The 16,645-nt window shown below is 59.5% G+C and carries 15 protein-coding genes and 1 other annotated feature; of the genes, 5 read left to right on the forward strand and 10 right to left on the reverse strand.

Translation table 11 applies throughout. The features are described 5' to 3' along the window. Positions 1-71: 71 nt before the first annotated feature. The gene (gene tal / locus HMPREF3138_RS18500) at positions 72-1,025 is read right to left on the reverse strand and encodes a transaldolase (protein ID WP_004932982.1); all 954 of its coding nucleotides are present in this window, start codon (positions 1,023-1,025) and stop codon (positions 72-74) included. A 383-nt stretch (positions 1,026-1,408) separates the two neighbouring features. Here tal and HMPREF3138_RS18505 point away from each other — a divergent pair, with 383 nt between their 5' ends. Beyond that, positions 1,409-2,845, forward strand: coding sequence for an alanine/glycine:cation symporter family protein (locus tag HMPREF3138_RS18505; protein ID WP_038878554.1), 1,437 nt, complete (start codon positions 1,409-1,411; stop codon positions 2,843-2,845). Between the two features lie 106 nt (positions 2,846-2,951). Then, on the forward strand, positions 2,952-3,728 hold the full coding sequence (gene yaaA / locus HMPREF3138_RS18510) for a peroxide stress protein YaaA (protein ID WP_038878578.1): 777 nt from the start codon (positions 2,952-2,954) through the stop codon (positions 3,726-3,728). A 46-nt stretch (positions 3,729-3,774) separates the two neighbouring features. Here the strand turns inward: yaaA and thrC are convergent, their stop codons facing one another. The 5 genes from thrC to HMPREF3138_RS18530 all read right to left on the reverse strand — a co-directional run bounded on the left by thrC (position 3,775) and on the right by HMPREF3138_RS18530 (position 9,506). Beyond that, a complete protein-coding gene (thrC, locus tag HMPREF3138_RS18515) occupies positions 3,775-5,064 on the reverse strand; it encodes a threonine synthase (RefSeq protein WP_038878549.1) in 1,290 nt (429 codons plus the stop codon). Between the two features lie 3 nt (positions 5,065-5,067). Then, complete coding sequence (gene thrB / locus HMPREF3138_RS18520; RefSeq protein ID WP_004932993.1) at positions 5,068-5,997, reverse strand: homoserine kinase; 930 nt, start codon at positions 5,995-5,997, stop codon at positions 5,068-5,070. Between the two features lies 1 nt (position 5,998). Then, positions 5,999-8,458: a bifunctional aspartate kinase/homoserine dehydrogenase I gene (thrA, locus tag HMPREF3138_RS18525; protein ID WP_038878546.1), complete on the reverse strand. Its 2,460-nt coding sequence runs from the start codon at positions 8,456-8,458 to the stop codon at positions 5,999-6,001. Between the two features lie 24 nt (positions 8,459-8,482). Beyond that, positions 8,483-8,600 (reverse strand) — a sequence feature (Thr leader region). After that, positions 8,539-8,625, reverse strand: a complete 87-nt coding sequence (gene thrL, locus HMPREF3138_RS25770) for a thr operon leader peptide (RefSeq protein WP_071532847.1) — start codon at positions 8,623-8,625, stop codon at positions 8,539-8,541. It overlaps the preceding feature by 62 nt. Positions 8,626-8,819: 194 nt before the next feature. After that, the gene (locus HMPREF3138_RS18530) at positions 8,820-9,506 is read right to left on the reverse strand and encodes a tRNA/rRNA methyltransferase (RefSeq protein ID WP_038878543.1); all 687 of its coding nucleotides are present in this window, start codon (positions 9,504-9,506) and stop codon (positions 8,820-8,822) included. Between the two features lie 630 nt (positions 9,507-10,136). On the opposite strand from HMPREF3138_RS18530, the gene arcA reads away from it, so the two are divergent. Further along, the gene (arcA, locus tag HMPREF3138_RS18535) at positions 10,137-10,853 is read left to right on the forward strand and encodes a two-component system response regulator ArcA (RefSeq protein WP_004933003.1); all 717 of its coding nucleotides are present in this window, start codon (positions 10,137-10,139) and stop codon (positions 10,851-10,853) included. 51 nt (positions 10,854-10,904) lie between these two features. Here arcA and creA read toward each other — a convergent pair whose 3' ends face one another. Further along, entirely contained in the window at positions 10,905-11,384 is a 480-nt protein-coding gene (gene creA, locus HMPREF3138_RS18540; protein WP_038878540.1) for a protein CreA, read from the reverse strand. Between the two features lie 342 nt (positions 11,385-11,726). Between creA and robA the strand changes: the two genes are divergently transcribed. Further along, entirely contained in the window at positions 11,727-12,596 is an 870-nt protein-coding gene (gene robA, locus HMPREF3138_RS18545) for an MDR efflux pump AcrAB transcriptional activator RobA (protein ID WP_038878537.1), read from the forward strand. On the opposite strand, the gene gpmB is transcribed toward robA, so the two are convergent. Next, on the reverse strand, positions 12,593-13,240 hold the full coding sequence (gene gpmB / locus HMPREF3138_RS18550; RefSeq protein WP_038878534.1) for a 2,3-diphosphoglycerate-dependent phosphoglycerate mutase GpmB: 648 nt from the start codon (positions 13,238-13,240) through the stop codon (positions 12,593-12,595). The genes robA and gpmB overlap by 4 nt on opposite strands. 101 nt (positions 13,241-13,341) lie before the next feature. On the opposite strand from gpmB, the gene yjjX reads away from it, so the two are divergent. Further along, positions 13,342-13,860, forward strand: a complete 519-nt coding sequence (gene yjjX, locus HMPREF3138_RS18555) for an inosine/xanthosine triphosphatase (protein WP_038878532.1) — start codon at positions 13,342-13,344, stop codon at positions 13,858-13,860. 11 nt (positions 13,861-13,871) lie between these two features. Here yjjX and trpR read toward each other — a convergent pair whose 3' ends face one another. Further along, positions 13,872-14,201: a trp operon repressor gene (trpR, locus tag HMPREF3138_RS18560; RefSeq protein ID WP_016929152.1), complete on the reverse strand. Its 330-nt coding sequence runs from the start codon at positions 14,199-14,201 to the stop codon at positions 13,872-13,874. A 54-nt stretch (positions 14,202-14,255) separates the two neighbouring features. Beyond that, positions 14,256-16,184, reverse strand: coding sequence for a murein transglycosylase (gene sltY, locus HMPREF3138_RS18565; protein ID WP_038878530.1), 1,929 nt, complete (start codon positions 16,182-16,184; stop codon positions 14,256-14,258). Between the last annotated feature and the right edge of the window lie 461 nt (positions 16,185-16,645).

Genomic DNA, 16,645 nt, shown 5'->3' on the forward strand with positions numbered 1-16,645 from the left:
TTCACGCTAAAGCGCGATGAACCTAAAAAAAGGTGGCCTGAGCCACCTTTTTACTGCGCGATCTGCGGGAATTACAGCAGGTCGGCGATCATTTTTTCCAGTTTGCCCTGGTCTACGGCGAACTTGCGGATACCGTCGGTCAGTTTCTCAACCGCCATCGGATCCTGGTTGTGCTGCCAGTAGAACTCAGGTTCGGTCAGGGCGGCAGGGCGCGCCTTCACTTCACCGGTGTAAGACAGTTTGCGCTCCAGCGCGCCTTCGCTCTCCGCCAGCTCTTTCAGCAGCGCAGGGGCGATGGTCAGGCGGTCACAGCCGGCCAGTTCGATGATTTCACCGACGTTACGGAAGCTGGCACCCATCACCACGGTGTTGTAACCGTGCTGTTTGTAGTACTGGTAAATTTCGGTCACGGAGATCACGCCCGGATCTTCATGCGGGGCGAACTCTTTCTTGTCGCCGTTGGCTTTGTACCAGTCGAGGATACGGCCGACGAACGGTGAAATCAGGTAAACGCCGGCTTCGGCACAGGCCCGAGCCTGAGCGAAGGAGAACAGCAGCGTCAGGTTACAGTTGATGCCTTCTTTCTCCAGCTGCTCCGCCGCGCGGATGCCCTGCCAGGTCGAGGCCAGTTTGATCAGAATGCGATCGTTGCTGATGCCGGCTTCGTTGTACAGTTTGATCAGGCGCTTGGCCTTGGCCACGCTGGCGACGGTGTCGTAAGACAGACGCGCATCCACTTCGGTGGAGATGCGGCCCGGAACCAGTTTGAGGATTTCCAGACCGATGTTGACCGCCAGCTTGTCGGCGGCATCGGCGATCTGCTGCTCGCGATCGCTGCTCTGGCCGCGCGCCCAGGCGATGGCTTCGTCAATCAGTTTGCGGTATTCAGGAATTTGGGCTGCATTGAGGATCAGCGAAGGGTTGGTTGTAGCGTCCTGCGGTTGATACAGCTTCATTGCCGCGATATCACCCGTATCTGCAACCACCGTGGTCAGCTGGCGCAGGGAAGTTAATTTGTCGGTCATGTTGGCATTATCTCATCGTTTGTGCATGAACTTTTGGCATTGTTCAACCATGCCCTACCCTGATAATAACATGCGCCAAGCCCGGTGCAAGGCTGGAAAACCGCGGCGCGCAAGCATCTGTTTTATCCTTGGGCGAGCAACCGTTTACGCCGATATCTTTCGCCATAACCGAGCGGATGGAAAGGCAATAACGTGCTATTGTCCGAATAAATTATGTTAAATTCGAAAAAATTGATGCAATTCGTCCGCTAATCTGCGAAAAATCTTAATCGACTGACGCCGGACCAATTCCAGCTAAGCTCTTGTAAAAAATAGGCCAATGTTTTTCACCTGCGGTGGATGCTGCAAGGTGCGCATTAAATTTCGATAAGAGGAGGGATCCCTTGACGGACCTGATGAACTTTATAAACAATATTTTGTGGGGGTCGGTGCTGATTTATCTGCTGCTCGGCACCGGCATCTACTTCACGTTGCGCACCCGCTTTATCCAGCTCCGCCACTTCAGCCACATGTTCTCGGTGTTGAAAAACAGCAATAAAAGCGACAGCGCCGGCATCTCCTCTTTCCAGGCGCTGTGCACCACGCTGGCGGCGCGCGTCGGCACCGGCAACCTGACCGGCGTCGCCATCGCCCTGACCGCCGGCGGCCCCGGCGCTATCTTCTGGATGTGGGTGGTGGCGTTTATCGGCATGGCCACCTCCTTTGTGGAAAGTTCGCTGGCGCAGCTCTACAAAACCAAAGACGATAACGGCAACTACCGCGGCGGCCCGGCCTACTACATGGAAAAGGGTCTCGGCATGCGCTGGATGGGCGTGCTGTTCTCCATCTTCCTGATCATCGCTTTCGGTCTGGTGTTCAACGCCGTGCAGGCCAACTCTATCGCTCAGGCCTCCGCCGTCGCCTTCCATTTACAGCCGCTGCACGTCGGCATCGGCCTGGTGTTATTGAGCGGCGTGGTAATCTTCGGCGGCATTCGCTCCATTGCCAAAGTGGCCGAACTGGTGGTGCCGCTGATGGCCGGCGCCTACCTGCTGCTGGCCCTCTGGGTGATTGGCCATAACATCGAACATATGCCGGCGATCCTGGCGCTGATTTTCAAAAGCGCCTTCGGCCTGCAGGAAGCCGCGGCCGGCGCCGTCGGTTACGGCATCTCCCAGGCGATGACCCAGGGCGTACAGCGCGGTCTGTTCTCCAACGAAGCCGGCATGGGCTCGGCGCCCAATGCGGCGGCGTCCGCCTCGCCTTATCCTCCGCATCCTGCCTCACAAGGCTACGTGCAAATGCTCGGGGTATTTATCGATACCATCGTCATCTGCAGCGCCACCGCGGCGATCATCCTCTCCTCCGGCATTCTCGATCAGCCGACCGACAGCATCAGCGGCATCGATCTGACCCAGCGCGCGCTGTCGACCGCCGTCGGCAGTTGGGGGGCGCCGTTCGTCGCCATCGCCATCTTCTTCTTCGCCTTTACCTCGATCATCGCCAACTACGCCTATGCCGAGAGCAACCTGGTATTCCTCGAGCACAACCACCCGGGCGGCCTGATCATTTTCCGCTGCGTGGCGTTGGGCATGGTGATGTTCGGCGCGCTGGCGGAGCTGCCGCTGGTGTGGAAAATGGCGGATACCTCCATGGCGCTGATGGCCATCACCAATCTGACGGCGATCCTGTTGCTGTCACGGGTGGCGCTTAAGCTGGCCGACGACTACCATCGCCAGCGCCGCTTGGGTAAGCTGCCGACCTTCGACGCCAACCGTTATCCGGAGCTGAAGCCGCAGCTGGAGCCGGGCGTGTGGGACGGTCATCAACCACCGCGCTGAGTTTTCCGGGGCGCGTGCGGTGCGCGCCCCGGCCTATTGGACCGATTGCCCCTTTTTCCCGCGCTTTTTGCTACAGTATCCGCACTTGGATAAACAGGATCTGGCCATGCTCGTTATTATTTCCCCTGCAAAAACTCTCGATTACGACAGCCCGCTGGCGACAGAACGCTTCACGCAGCCCGAACTGCTGGACAAGTCTCAGCGGCTTATCAAAATTTGCCGCGAGCTGACGCCGGCGCAAATCGCCAGCCTGATGAGCATCAGCGACAAGCTGGCCGGGCTGAACGCCGCGCGCTTTAGCGAGTGGCAGCCGAAATTTACCCCAGACAATGCCCGTCAGGCGCTGCTGGCGTTCAAGGGCGACGTTTACACCGGCCTGCAGGCGCAGGATTTCAACGAGGCCGATTTCGACTTTGCCCAGCAGCATCTGCGTATGCTGTCCGGTCTGTATGGCGTGCTGCGCCCGCTCGATCTGATGATGCCGTACCGGCTGGAGATGGGCATCAAGCTGGAAAACCCGAAAGGCAAAGATCTGTACAGCTTCTGGGGCGATCAGATCACCCAGAAACTCAACGAAGCGCTGGAGCAGCAGGGCGACGACGTGGTGGTCAACCTGGCGTCCGACGAGTATTTCAAGGCGGTGAAGCCGGCCAAACTGCACGGCGCGCTGATCAAACCGGTCTTCCTCGACGAGAAGAACGGCAAGTACAAGGTCATCAGCTTCTACGCCAAGAAAGCGCGCGGGTTGATGAGCCGCTTTATCATCAAGAACCGCCTGACGCGCAGCGAGCAGCTGGTGGACTTCAACCTGGAAGGCTACGCCTTCGACGAAGCCGCCTCGCAGGGCAATGAACTGGTGTTCAAACGCCCGGAGCAGGTATAAAAAAAGCCGTCGCAAGACGGCTTTTCGCATTCTAGCCTGCCGAACTTCAGGCCGGCAGCGCCATCAGGAATTTGCGCAGCTCGGCAAAGCCGGCCGGCAGCGTGTGCGACAGCAGCGGCAGATCGGCCCGCAGCGCCAGCGCTTTCGGCAACGACAGTTCCTGGCCGAGGATCGCTTCTACGCTCTCTTTAAACTTGGCCGGATGCGCCGTGCCGAGGAACAGACCGAACTCCCCTTCCTGCAGCTGATCGCGCAGCGCGCGATAGGCAATGGCCGCGTGCGGTTCTGAGATATAACCCAGCTCGGCCAGTTCACGCATCGTTTCCTTGGTGGTCTCATCGCTGACCGCCGCGTGGCCCAGCGCTTTCAGCTGCCAGACCTTACGACGGAACAGCTCTTCCACGCGCGGCCAGTTGTTTGGCTGGCTGACGTCCATGGCGTTGGACAGCGTCGCGACCGTGGCGTGCGGCTGCCACTGGCCGCTGGTCAGGAAGCGCGGCACGGTGTCGTTGGCGTTGGTGGCGGCGATGAAGCGCTTCACCGGCAGCCCCAGCGACTTGGCCAGCAGCCCGGCGGTCAGATCGCCGAAGTTACCGCTCGGCACCGAGATGACCAGCTGATTGCGCGCTTCCTGCGGCAGCTGCGCCACCGCTTCGAAGTAGTAGCAGATCTGCGCCAGCAAGCGGCTGATGTTGATCGAGTTGGCCGAGTTCAGGTGCAGCGCGTCTTTCAATTCCCGATCGTCGAACGCCTGCTTCACCAGCGCCTGGCAAGCATCGAAGTCGCCGTCGATCGCTACGGTGTGAATGTTGCCGCCCAGGGTACAGAACAGCTTCTCCTGCAGCGGACTGATTTTGCCCTGCGGGTAGAGGATCACCACCCGGACGTTTTTCAGGCCGTAGAAGGCGTGCGCCACGGCGGCGCCGGTGTCGCCGGAGGTGGCGGTCAAAATGGTCACCGGCTGATCGCCGGCCACTTCCGCCAGCATCTGCGCCATAAAGCGGCCGCCGAAGTCTTTGAACGCCAGCGTCGGGCCGTGGAACAGCTCCAGGCAGGAGACGTCTTCGGTCACTTTCGCCACCGGCGCCGGGAACTCAAAGGCGGCCTGCACGCGTTTCTTCAGCGCCGCTTCCGGTACCTCTTCGCCGATAAAGGCCGACAGAATGCGGCTGCTGCGGGTGACAAAGTCCTGCTCCAGGAGCTGGTCGATCTCGGTCAGTTCGAACTCCGGCAACTCCAGCGGGAAGAACAGCCCCTGCTGCTTGCCCAGGCCTTGCTTGATCGCCTGCGCGAAGCTGACCTGCTCGTTGTGATCCTTAAGGTTGTACAGTTTCATGCGTTATCCCAGTAGTCGAGCGCCTGCGGTATCCAGACGGCAAATATGAACAAAACCTTCGTCGTTTTGCAGATAGTGTTGTTGCAGCCAAGCGGCCATGCGTTGCGCGGTGGCGCCGTCGTTGCAGACGGCGAACAGCGTCGGGCCGGAACCGGAAATGCCGCAGGCCAGCGCGCCGATCTCCTGCGCCGCCTTGCGCGCTTCGGCGAAGCCCGGCAGCAGCCGAGTGCGGTACGGTTCGGCGATCACGTCCTGCATCAATTTGGCGGCCAGCTGCGGCTGCCGGGTGTGGCAGGCATGGATAAAGCCGGCCAGATAGCGGCCGTGGCTGATGCAATCCTGACGACGGTATTGCGCGGGTAAAATGGCGCGCGCTTCGGCGGTGGAGACCTTGATGCCCGGATAGGCCATGACCCACAGCCAATCGTCGAAGCAAGGCACCTCCTGGCTGATGATGCCTTCTTCTTCCAACATCAGCTGCAGGCCGCCAAGGTAGCAAGGCGCCACGTTGTCGTAATGCACGCTGCCGGAAATGCGGCCTTCCAGCTCGCCCATCAGGCCGAGCAGCGTCGTCTTATCCAGCGGCCGATCGCAGAATTCGTTCATCGCCATCAACCCGGCGACCACCGAACAGGCGCTGGAGCCCAGCCCCGATCCGATCGGCATGTTCTTTTCCAACCGCATCGCCACCGGCACTTCGCGGCCGATCTCTTGGCAGAAACGCTCCCAGCATTGATAAACGATGTTCTCTTTCGGCTCTGCCGGCAGCTTGCTGACGAAGCGCCCGGCATTCTGCAAACTGAACGTCTCGGCGGCTTCGACGCTGACGCAGTCGCCCAGCAGCGTGCCGTCGATCGGCGAAACCGCCGCGCCCAGCACATCGAAACCGACGCTGACGTTACCGATCGAGGCCGGTGCATACACCTTAACCATATTAAACTCCCAACTTCCATGACAGTGTGCGCAGCAGATCGGCGAACACGCCCGCAGCGGTCACATCGTTACCGGCGCCGTAGCCGCGCAGCACCAGCGGCAGCGGCTGATAGTAGCGGCTGTAGAAGGCCAGCGCGTTCTCGCCGTTCTTCACTTTATACAACGGATCGTTGCCGTCCACCGCCTCGATACGCACCTTGCAGCGCCCTTCGTCGATCAGGCCGACATAGCGCAGCACCTTGCCTTGCTCGGCGGCGTTGGCCACGTTGCGCGCGAACTCTTTATCCAGCTCCGGCAACCGCGCCAGGAAATCGTCCACGTCGCCCGAGGCATCGAAGGACGGCGGCAGCACCGGTTCGACCTCGATATCGCTCAGCTCAAGCTTGTAACCGGCCTCGCGCGCCAGGATCAGCAGCTTGCGCGCCACGTCCATACCGGACAGATCGTCGCGCGGATCCGGCTCGGTGTAGCCGTTGGCCCGGGCCTGCAGGGTCGCCGCCGACAGCGATAGCCCTTCATCCAGCTTGCCGAAGATAAAGGACAGCGAACCGGACAGGATGCCGGAGAAGCGCACCAGCTCATCGCCGGCGTTCAGCAGGTTTTGCAGGTTCTCGATCACCGGCAAACCGGCGCCAACGTTGGTGTCGTAGAGGAACTTGCGGTGCGAACCGGCGGCGGCCGCGCGCAGTTGCTGATAATAGTTCATCGACGAGGTGTTGGCCTTTTTGTTCGGCGTCACCACGTGGAAGCCGTCCGCCAGGAAGTCCACATACTGATCGGCCACCGCCTGGCTGGAGGTACAGTCGACGATCACCGGGTTCAGCAGGTGATACTCCTTCACCAGCCGGATCAGGCGGCCGAGATTGAACGGCTCCTGCGCGCCGGCCAGCTCGTCGCGCCAGCTATCCAGCGCGATACCGTGCACGTTGGTCAGCATCACGCGCGAGTTGGCGATGCCGCACACCCTCAGGTCGATATGTTTTTGCTTCAGCCACGGCTGCTGGCGGTAGATCTGCTCAATCAGCGCCCCGCCGACGCCGCCGACGCCGATGACGAACACTTCGATCACCTGATCGGTGTTGAACAGCATCTGGTGGCTGACGCGCACGCCGGTGGTGGCGGAATCATTGCTGACCACGACCGAAATTGAACGCTCGGAAGAGCCCTGGGCGATGGCGACGATATTAATGTTGGCGCGCGCCAGCGCGGAGAAGAAGCGCGCGGAGATGCCACGCAGGGTACGCATGCCGTCGCCGACCACCGAGATGATCGCCAGGCGTTCCATGACGTCCAGCGGATCCAGCACGCCGTCTTTCAACTCCAGATAGAACTCCTCCTCCAGCGCGCGGCGGGCGCGCTGCAGTTCGCCCTGCGGCACGCAGAAGCTGATGCTGTATTCGGAAGAGGATTGGGTGATCAGCACCACCGAAATGCCGGCGCGCGACATCACGGCGAACACCCGCGCGGCCATGCCGACCATGCCTTTCATGCCCGGGCCGGAGACGTTGATCATCGCCATGTTGTTCAGGTTGGTGATGCCTTTCACCGGCATCGCGTCATCGGTGCTGTCTTTGCCGATCAGCGTGCCGGGGGCCTGCGGGTTGGCGGTGTTTTTAATCAGGCAAGGGATTTGGAACTGGGCAATCGGCGTGATGGTGCGAGGGTGCAGCACTTTGGCGCCGAAGTAGGAGAGCTCCATCGCCTCCTGGTACGACATCGATTTCAGCAGCCTGGCGTCCGGCACGGTGCGCGGATCGCAGGTATACACGCCGTCGACGTCGGTCCAGATCTCGCAACAGTCTGCGCGCAGGCAGGCGGCCAGCACGGCAGCGGAATAGTCGGAGCCGTTACGGCCCAGCACCACCAGCTCGCCCTTGTCGTTACCGGCGGTGAAACCGGCCATCAGCACGATATGGTCGGCCGGGATCGCCGCCGCGGCGATGCGCAGCGTGGACTCGGCGATGTCCACGGTGGACTCCAGGTAGTGGCCCTGCGCCAGCAGTTTCTCCACCGGGTTGATCACCGTGACCGGGTAGCCCTTGGCGCGGAATACCCCTTCCATGATGGCGATGGAGAGCTTTTCGCCGCGGCAGATAATAGCCGCGTTCACGCTGTCCGGGCACTGCCCCAGCAGCGAAACACCGTGCAGCACCTGCTTGAGCTGCGCGAACTCCTGATCGACCACGCCCTTCAGGCGATCGTATTCAAAGCCCGGCAGCGCCTGCGCCAGGCCGCTCAGCAGATCGGCAAAGATCCGCTCGGCGTCGCTGATATTCGGCAGAATGTCCTGGCCTGCCACCGTTTTGTCGATCATCGCCACCAGATGGTTGGTGATCTTTGCGGGGGCGGACAAGACCGTGGCTACCTGTCCCTGACGCGCGTTACTCTCCATGATGTCGGCGACGCGCAGAAAACGTTCTGCATTCGCCACCGAGGTTCCGCCAAATTTCAGCACTCGCATGTGTGATCTCTCCGAATTTAAGCCGAAAAAAAAGCCCGCACTGATTAGGTGCGGGCTTTTTTCTGTGTTTCCTGTGCGCGTCAGCCCGCCCCGTTACCTGTGGTATCGGTGGTGGTAATAATTGTGGTATTCAGGCTGATATTGCGCATGTTGTCTGTCTGTCTCATGAAATACTCTGTCCCCTCTATTGGTTAAAGCAATCGCTATCCCAAGTCAAACGATTTCTTTTTTTTGCTTATTTTCCGTTCAGCGGCGACATTGCGCGATACCGGAAGTAAAAAGCAAAATGACAGAACAAAAAAACAACTTAAAGCCGGTTTAATAGTGGATCACTCTGGGTAACCGCTTGACGAAGCCGCTATCACTTGGCGAGTTTTTTTTCGATGTCGTGCAGCAACGTATGCAACATCGCCGTATCTCGCTGTTGCAGCGCGCCGAGCCGCTGGTGCAGCCAGTCGCGCAATTTTTGGTCGTCGCCGACCTCCAATGCGTTCAACAGGGCATCGGCACGGCGGCGCAGCGCCTTGAGCTGCCCTTCCGACGCCGCCGTTTCCTTCGGCGTGCTGACGCCCATCAAGCTCGCCAGCTGGTAGCAGTACACCATCACCGCTTGCCCCAGATTAAGCGACGGATAGTCCGCCTGCATCGGCACGCCGGTCAGCAAATCCGCCAGCGCCAGCTCTTCGTTGGTCAGGCCGGAATCTTCACGGCCGAACACCAGCGCGGCCTGGCCGACCCACTGCTTACGCTCGCTCAACTGTGCCAGCAGCTCAGGCGGCGTGCAGTAGTAGTGAAAACGCGCGCGGCTGCGGGCGGTAGTGGCGACGGTGAAATCCACGTCCGCCAGCGCCTGTTCCAGCGTGGCGAACGTTTGCACGCCGTCTAGGATCTCGCCGGCCCCGTGTGCCACCCAGCGCGCCGCCGGCTGCAGGTGCGCCTCGCTGTCAACGATGCGCAACGACGTGAAGCCCATGGTTTTCATCGCGCGCGCCGCCGCGCCAACGTTTTCCGGCCGCGCCGGAGCCACTAAAACAATATGAAGCTGCATCACTCTTCCACCGAAGGCGGGCCTGCGTTTTTGACGGTGGCGCAGCGCCCGCTTATATTTACAATTGCGTAACAATAAACGCGTTAATAGCAACAAACAAGATTAAACGGCTCGTTGAGCTAATAAACCCGTCGTAATAGTCATTATTCGTGCTTATGTTTTACTGCATTTATTTATCAATGAGTTAAAACAAGACGATGATCAATAAGCGAATAATTGTATCCTATCGGGCCGGATAATGCTGAATCGTTCACAGAATTTGAGGTTCTGTGACTTAAACTGGCATTTCTGTAAGTGTTTTTCACAAATCTGTTAACGTGCTACAATTGAATTTGATATATGTCAACAAAGCGTAGTTTTGTTGGGTGATGAATTCGGCACGCGCTGTTATATTGCTGTTAATGGGGTTAGGATATGCGCCGATTTGGCACCCCAAGGGGTTGTAGGGAACAGCATCCCCACCAGGCTAGCGATCTTGTTGACATGAGATGGAAAGTGCATCAAGAACGAGTTTACGTACTTTAGTCATTTGCTGAGAGGGAACGTGGCGCTATCTCTGCCCTCCTCTAAGAAAACAGAGACTTCTGTACTTCCGATTTTCTATTTTGTTGGCAATTTTAGGTAGCAAATATGCAGACCCCGCACATTCTGATTGTCGAAGACGAGTTAGTCACTCGTAACACCCTGAAGAGCATTTTCGAGGCGGAAGGCTACATTGTTCATGAAGCCAATGATGGTGCAGAGATGCACAATATCCTGTCTGAAAATGATATCAATCTGGTCATCATGGACATCAACCTGCCAGGCAAAAACGGCCTGCTGTTGGCGCGCGAACTGCGCGAACAGGCCAGCGTCGCCTTGATGTTCCTGACCGGTCGCGATAACGAAGTGGATAAAATCCTCGGCCTGGAAATCGGCGCCGACGATTACATCACCAAGCCGTTCAACCCGCGTGAGCTGACCATCCGCGCACGCAACCTGCTGTCGCGCACCATGAACCTGGGCAGCCTGGGCGAAGAGCGCCGCCTGGTCGAGAGCTACAAGTTCAACGGTTGGGAGCTGGACATCAACAGCCGCTCGCTGATCAGCCCGGCCGGCGAACAGTACAAGCTGCCGCGCAGCGAATTCCGCGCCATGCTGCACTTCTGCGAAAACCCGGGCAAGATCCAGTCCCGTGGCGAACTGCTGAAGAAAATGACCGGCCGCGAGCTGAAGCCGCATGACCGTACCGTGGACGTCACTATCCGTCGGATTCGCAAACACTTCGAATCGACGCCGGACACGCCGGAAATCATCGCCACCATTCACGGCGAAGGCTACCGCTTCTGCGGCGATCTGGAAGAGTAATTCCGGCCTGCCGTCATGAAAACGGGGTTCAGCATGCTGAACCCCGTTTTTTTATTTCGTCTCGGCCCACGGCATGATCGGCACCGCGCTCAGCGCGTTCTTCGGCGAGCCGTCGATCACCTTGTCGGAGTAGCTCAGGTAAATCAGCGAATTGCGCTTGGCGTCGTAAAAGCGCACCACCTGCAGCTTCTTGAACACCAGCGAGGTGCGTTTCTGGAACACTACATCGCCTTCCGCCTTGCCGTTTTTGATCTTGTCGCTCAGCTCGATAGGCCCCACCTGCTGGCAGGAAATGGCCGCGTCGGCGGTGTCTTCCGCCAGCCCCAGGCCGCCTTTGATGCCGCCGGTTTTGGCGCGGCTGATATAACAAGTTACATTTTTAACATCCGGATCGTCGAACGCTTCCACCACGATTTTGTGGTCTGGCCCCAACAATTTAAACACCGTATCAACGGAACCTACCTGCTCCGCCTGCGCGCTGCCAACGGTTGCGCAAACCAAACCGAATAAAAATATCCAGCCTTTTTTCATTTACTTAACTCCGATATAACCTTGCCGCAAAAATAGGTTCGGCGATCGCCATTATTTATGTCTAAGCTCACGGAATCGGTTTTTTACGGATCCGCACCGTCCGTTTTAGCACAGAGCGTGACAAAAATCTTTGAGAGTCGCGGAGTAAAAAAATTGCTATGATGCGGCGGCGTTATTTCTTTGCGCCCACTACGGTGTACCCCAATCCAACTCTGGCGCAGCATGCGCAGCAGAGGCAAAGAGTGCAACGCATAATGGCTCATGGATCGGTCTGATAGCGCAGCACCAGCGTGACGAATCAACAGTTCGGGTTCCTACCCCCAAGCTTTACGAGGAAGATCTATGGATCAAGCCGGTATCATTCGTGATCTGCTTAGCTGGCTGGAAAGCCATTTGGACCAACCCTTGTCGCTGGATAACGTGGCGGCCAAGGCTGGCTACTCCAAATGGCATCTGCAACGGATGTTCAAAGATATTACCGGTAACGCCATCGGTGCTTACATCCGGGCAAGGAGGCTGTCCAAAGCCGCCGTCGCGCTGCGTCTGACCGGCCGGCCGATTTTGGATATCGCCCTGCAATACCGTTTCGACTCGCAGCAGACCTTCACCCGCGCCTTCAAAAAACAGTTTGCGCAAACGCCGGCGCTGTACCGCCGCGCCGAAGACTGGAACGCGTTCGGCATCTGTCCGCCGATCCGTCTGGGGGCCTTCACCTTGCCGCAGCCGGAATTCGTTTCGTTGCCGGATAAGCATCTGGTTGGCCTGACCCAAAGCTACTCCTGTACGCTTGAACAGATCACCACCGTGCGCACCGAACTGCGCTCGCAGTTCTGGCGCCAGTTCCTCGGTGACGTCGATACCCTACCGCCGGTGCTGTACGGGCTGCACCACTCGCGCCCGAGCCAGGAGAAGGACGACGAACAGGAAGTGCTGTACACCACGGCGCTGGAGCCGGATCAGGTGCCTGACAAAGTACAGGAAGGCCAGCCGCTGGTGTTGCCGGGCGGGGAATTTGCGATGTTCAGCTACGAAGGGCCCACCGAGGGGCTGCAAGACTTCATCCTGACGGTGTACGGCACCTGCCTGCCGGCGCTCCAGCTGACGCGCCGCAAGGGGCACGACATCGAGCGCTTCTATCCGAAAGGCGAGCGCCGTCCGCATCAGGCGCCTATCGAGATCAAGTGCGATTACCTGATCCCGATTCGACGTTAACGCTGCAGTTCGTCCAACGCGGGCATGTCCAGATGCGTGACATCGCCCGCCGTTTCCACGATCCAGCCGGAAGCCAGCCACGGGCTCTGCTGGTGATCGACGCGCGACAGTGAGCAGTTGCGCAAGCGCAGGCGACGTTCCGCATAGGCCGGCAGCCCGAGCACCGTACTGATCAAACACCCCAACGCGATGCCATGGCTGACGAGCAGCGGCTTGCTGCCTTCCGGCAGCATCAGGCAGCTCTCCAGCGCGGCGCGCATGCGCTCGCCCAGCTCCTCCATGGATTCGCCTTGAGGGATACGGCCGTCAGGAGTACCATCGACCATCTGTTTGCGCCACTGCTCTTCCTGCGGCGTCAAACTGTCGATCAGGCGTTCTTCCAGAACCCCCATGTGCAGCTCACGCAAACGCGGATCGCAAATCACTTCGCAGCCACAGGCTTCGGCGATGATCTGCGCGGTGCGGCGCGTGCGCCCCAGATCGCTGGTAATGATATGCGTAATGCCTTCTTTGCTGACGCGCCTGGCGACCAGACGGGCCTGGTGTTCACCCATGGCGGTTAACGGGCTGTCGGACTGACCCTGGATGCGGCGAGCCGCGTTCCATTCCGTTTCGCCATGGCGAACGAGGTATACCTGTAACATTTTTGTTTTCCGTTATACTGCGTGAAATTTGCGTTTATCCCCGGCCCGGCGGCGCTTTTGCCGCTGCCCGGCGTATCGGCCAGAAGGATATCAAACCCGTTATGTACCATGTTGTCGCTGCAACTACCAACCCGGCAAAGATCAAGGCTATTCAACTGGCCTTCGACGACGTCTTCGGCGCGGGCCACTATCGCATTGAAGCCGTCGACGTCGCCAGCGGCGTCTCGCTGCAGCCGATAGGCAATCACGAAACGCGCACCGGCTCGCGCCAACGCGTCATGGAAGCGCGCCAGGTCAGGCCCGAGGCCGATTTTTGGGTCGGCGTAGAAGCCGGGATTGAAGAGAATATGACCTTCGCCTGGATGACCATCGAGAACCCGCACATCCGCGGCGAATCCCGCTCGGCGAGCCTGATGCTGCCGGAAGTCATCTTACAAGGTATTCGCGACGGTCGCGAATTGGGCAGCGAAATGGCGGCAATCACCGGCAACGCCGAGGTGAAGCGTCAGGGCGGCGCCATCGGCGTCTTCACCGACGGCCGGCTGAGCCGCACCAGCGTCTATCATCAGGCGCTGCTGCTGGCGCTGGTGCCGTTCCACAACGCCATCTATCAGCAATAACCCCGAGCCTGTTAGGGCGCGTCGTGCAGCAACTGCTGCTCAAGCCACTGTTTCAGCGCCGGTGAAGCCGCTTTCAGGCTGTTCGATCCGCGGGTGATGGTGGCAATCCCCGCGCCCAGTTCATTTTTCAGTTCACGCTGGCTCATCTCGCCGCGCATCAGTTCCTGAATGATCCGCACCCGAGTGCCCAGCGCGGTGCGCTCGTCCGGCGTCAGCATCAGCTGCAGCAGCGGTTGATGCAGTTCTTGCGCAAACGAATTCTGCAGCAGCGCGACGAAGCGCAGCCAATCCTCATTGCCTTGTTCTGAAAGAGCGGGGTCGTTTAACGATAATTGCGTCATGGCAGCCACCATACTATTTAACTAGTACAGCAGCATACCATAGGGCCGTCAAAATCAATAACGTCTCTGCCACTCGGCGTCGGTCAGCACCTTGGCCGGCCGGTGCGTCAGATAGCGGTAAAACGCGTCATAGGCCAGCACGTTCTTGACGTAGCCGCGGGTTTCCGAGAACGGAATGCTTTCGATGAACGCCACCGGATCGATCCGCCCTGCGCTGTTGCCCAGCCAGGTGTTCACCCGCGACGGCCCGGCGTTATAGGCGGCGGTCGACAGGATGCGGTTGCGGCCGAACTGCTGATAGACCGACTCCAGATAGCTGGTGCCGATGGTGATGTTGGTCTGCGGATCGAACAGCTGGCTCGGGCCGACGTAGCCGGGAATGTTGAACATCTGCACCGTATGCTGCGCGGTGCGCGGCATCACCTGCATCAGGCCGGAAGCGCCAACCGGCGACTGTGCCTTCGGATTCCAGGCGCTCTCCTGACGCGCTATCGCCATCGCATAGCTGGTGGTGATCCCCTTGTCATCGGTGGCGCGGCGGAACTCCTGCGGCCAGGCGACCGGGAAGCGTTCCTCCAGGTGATCCCACAGCTTGCCGACGATGGTCGCCTGCACGCTCAGATCGGCCCATTTTTGTTCAAAGGCGTAACGCGCCAGCGCCTCTTGTTCCGGCCGGCTGCGGCTGGCGACGTAGGAGCCCCACTCGCTGCGGGCCAGGTTGTCCATATTCCAGTACATCAGCTCGCGCACCCGGGCGACTTCCGGCCCGTCAGTCAGCGACGCGCGCGGCTTGGCCGCCACCGCCACCATCACCGGATAAGTGGCGTTCAGCTTCTGCGCCGCCACCATCGGATAGAAGCCGCGTTCGGTCATCAGGTTACGCAATATCTCCTCGCCTTCGGCGCGTTTCCCTTCGTCCATCAGTTGACTGGCGCGCCAGTAGCGCCACTCATCCTTGTTGCGCGACGCTTCCGGCAGGCGCGCCAGCCAGGTCGCCACGCCCTGCCGATCGCCGTTGCCCAGCGCCATGCGTACCCGGCGCTCCAGCAGCGAAGGCGAACAGCTGCGCAGGATCACCTGATCGCGCCACTGCGCCTGTTCAAAGGTGGCATCGCTGCCCATCAGGCGCCAGGCCACCGCCTCTTCCAGCCCCAGCCGCTCGTCGTCGCTCATTTTCTGCAGCCGCGCAAGCGTCGGGATCATCGCCCGCGCGTTTTCCACATCCTGCCGCGCCAGGCGCTCAAAGGCGATGCCGGTGGCGGCGCGGGTAAAGTCGGTCGGCCCCACGCTGCGGGCGAAGGCTTCCACGGTGGTCGGATCGTTTTGCAAGCGCACCAGGGCGTTGCCCATGGTCTGGTAGTCGGCCGGCAGTTGGCTGTAGAGGTTGCTGACCAGTGAACTGTTGCCCTCTTTCAGCGCCAGCTTCATGCGCGCCAGAATATCGAGCGGCGTCTGCTTGCCCGCGCCGCGCCAGACGCTGAACAGCCGATCGCAGGCGCTCGGCAGCGTTTTGCCGTTCAGCCACAGTTCGTCTGCGCCGCTCCAGGCCGCCTGCTGATCGCCGGTGGCCCACTTGGCGTAGTAATAGTTGCAGCGCGCCGCCACCGGTTTGGGCGCTTGCGGGCTGAAGGCCAACAGGGTGCGCCAGTCTTCGCGACGCGCCAGCTCATTGACGAAGCGCGGCGCCAGTGATTTCGCCGGCGGCAGCGTCGGGTTGCGTTTGATAAAGTCGTTCACCTCGGAGAACCCCGCCTGACTCAGATCCTGCGTCAGCTCGCGGTATTCCAGGTAAGGATAAAGCGGGTAATCGCGCAGCGTCGGCATCAGCTGCGCCACCACGTCCATCTGATTGCCGTCCCACGCCTGTTTGATCTGCTGGTAGCGCTGACGTTGCGCATCCAGAGAATCCGCCAGCGCCGCGCCGGAAAACGCCGTCAGGCACAGCCCCATCGCCAACAGCCGTCGCTTGTCCACCTTGACCATCCTCGCTCTTTCCTCACTGGTTATACCGCAGGAGCCGCCCAGCTCCCCGGTGACCGCCGCGCCACGGCGCCGCGGGACAAAATAAAGCCGGGCGCACGGCCCGGACGCAGATATCTACCATAGACAGCGCAATCGCTTATCCATTCAATACTGTAGAAGAAGAAGTGTATCGCCATGACGGGAGCCAGGTAAAAAACGTTTACTTTGGCTGACAAATCAGGCCGGCGGGATATTTCCAGCCACCGGATTTTTATTAGCCGCCCCGGTGCTTATTAGAGAAGTAAAATACTTTTTAATTATTAGCTATCACATTATTACATTTTTGAAATGACGCAGCCGTTGCGCAAATCGCCTGACAGCTGGCCAAACGCGCCAACTTTGCAGAAAAGCGGTGGCAAACCCGGGTAGGCATTTTTATACTATCAAAAATAAGTAGGATAATTCCGAGAAAACAGCACATA

Source organism: Serratia sp. HMSC15F11, assembly GCF_001808215.1.
Lineage (GTDB): Bacteria > Pseudomonadota > Gammaproteobacteria > Enterobacterales > Enterobacteriaceae > Serratia > Serratia nevei.

What these genes read in the sequence shown, in the direction of transcription:
- trpR (WP_016929152.1), bottom strand. Translation starts at nt 14,201, where the DNA reads ATGACGCAATTATCGTTAAACGACCCCGCTCTTTCAGAACAAGGCAAT.
- thrB (WP_004932993.1), bottom strand. Translation starts at nt 5,997, where the DNA reads ATGGTTAAGGTGTATGCACCGGCCTCGATCGGTAACGTCAGCGTCGGT.
- thrL (WP_071532847.1), bottom strand. Translation starts at nt 8,625, where the DNA reads ATGAGACAGACAGACAACATGCGCAATATCAGCCTGAATACCACAATT.
- creA (WP_038878540.1), bottom strand. Translation starts at nt 11,384, where the DNA reads ATGAAAAAAGGCTGGATATTTTTATTCGGTTTGGTTTGCGCAACCGTT.
- thrC (WP_038878549.1), bottom strand. Translation starts at nt 5,064, where the DNA reads ATGAAACTGTACAACCTTAAGGATCACAACGAGCAGGTCAGCTTCGCG.
- tal (WP_004932982.1), bottom strand. Translation starts at nt 1,025, where the DNA reads ATGACCGACAAATTAACTTCCCTGCGCCAGCTGACCACGGTGGTTGCA.
- yaaA (WP_038878578.1), top strand. Translation starts at nt 2,952, where the DNA reads ATGCTCGTTATTATTTCCCCTGCAAAAACTCTCGATTACGACAGCCCG.
- thrA (WP_038878546.1), bottom strand. Translation starts at nt 8,458, where the DNA reads ATGCGAGTGCTGAAATTTGGCGGAACCTCGGTGGCGAATGCAGAACGT.
- arcA (WP_004933003.1), top strand. Translation starts at nt 10,137, where the DNA reads ATGCAGACCCCGCACATTCTGATTGTCGAAGACGAGTTAGTCACTCGT.
- yjjX (WP_038878532.1), top strand. Translation starts at nt 13,342, where the DNA reads ATGTACCATGTTGTCGCTGCAACTACCAACCCGGCAAAGATCAAGGCT.
- robA (WP_038878537.1), top strand. Translation starts at nt 11,727, where the DNA reads ATGGATCAAGCCGGTATCATTCGTGATCTGCTTAGCTGGCTGGAAAGC.
- sltY (WP_038878530.1), bottom strand. Translation starts at nt 16,184, where the DNA reads ATGGTCAAGGTGGACAAGCGACGGCTGTTGGCGATGGGGCTGTGCCTG.
- gpmB (WP_038878534.1), bottom strand. Translation starts at nt 13,240, where the DNA reads ATGTTACAGGTATACCTCGTTCGCCATGGCGAAACGGAATGGAACGCG.
- HMPREF3138_RS18530 (WP_038878543.1), bottom strand. Translation starts at nt 9,506, where the DNA reads ATGCAGCTTCATATTGTTTTAGTGGCTCCGGCGCGGCCGGAAAACGTT.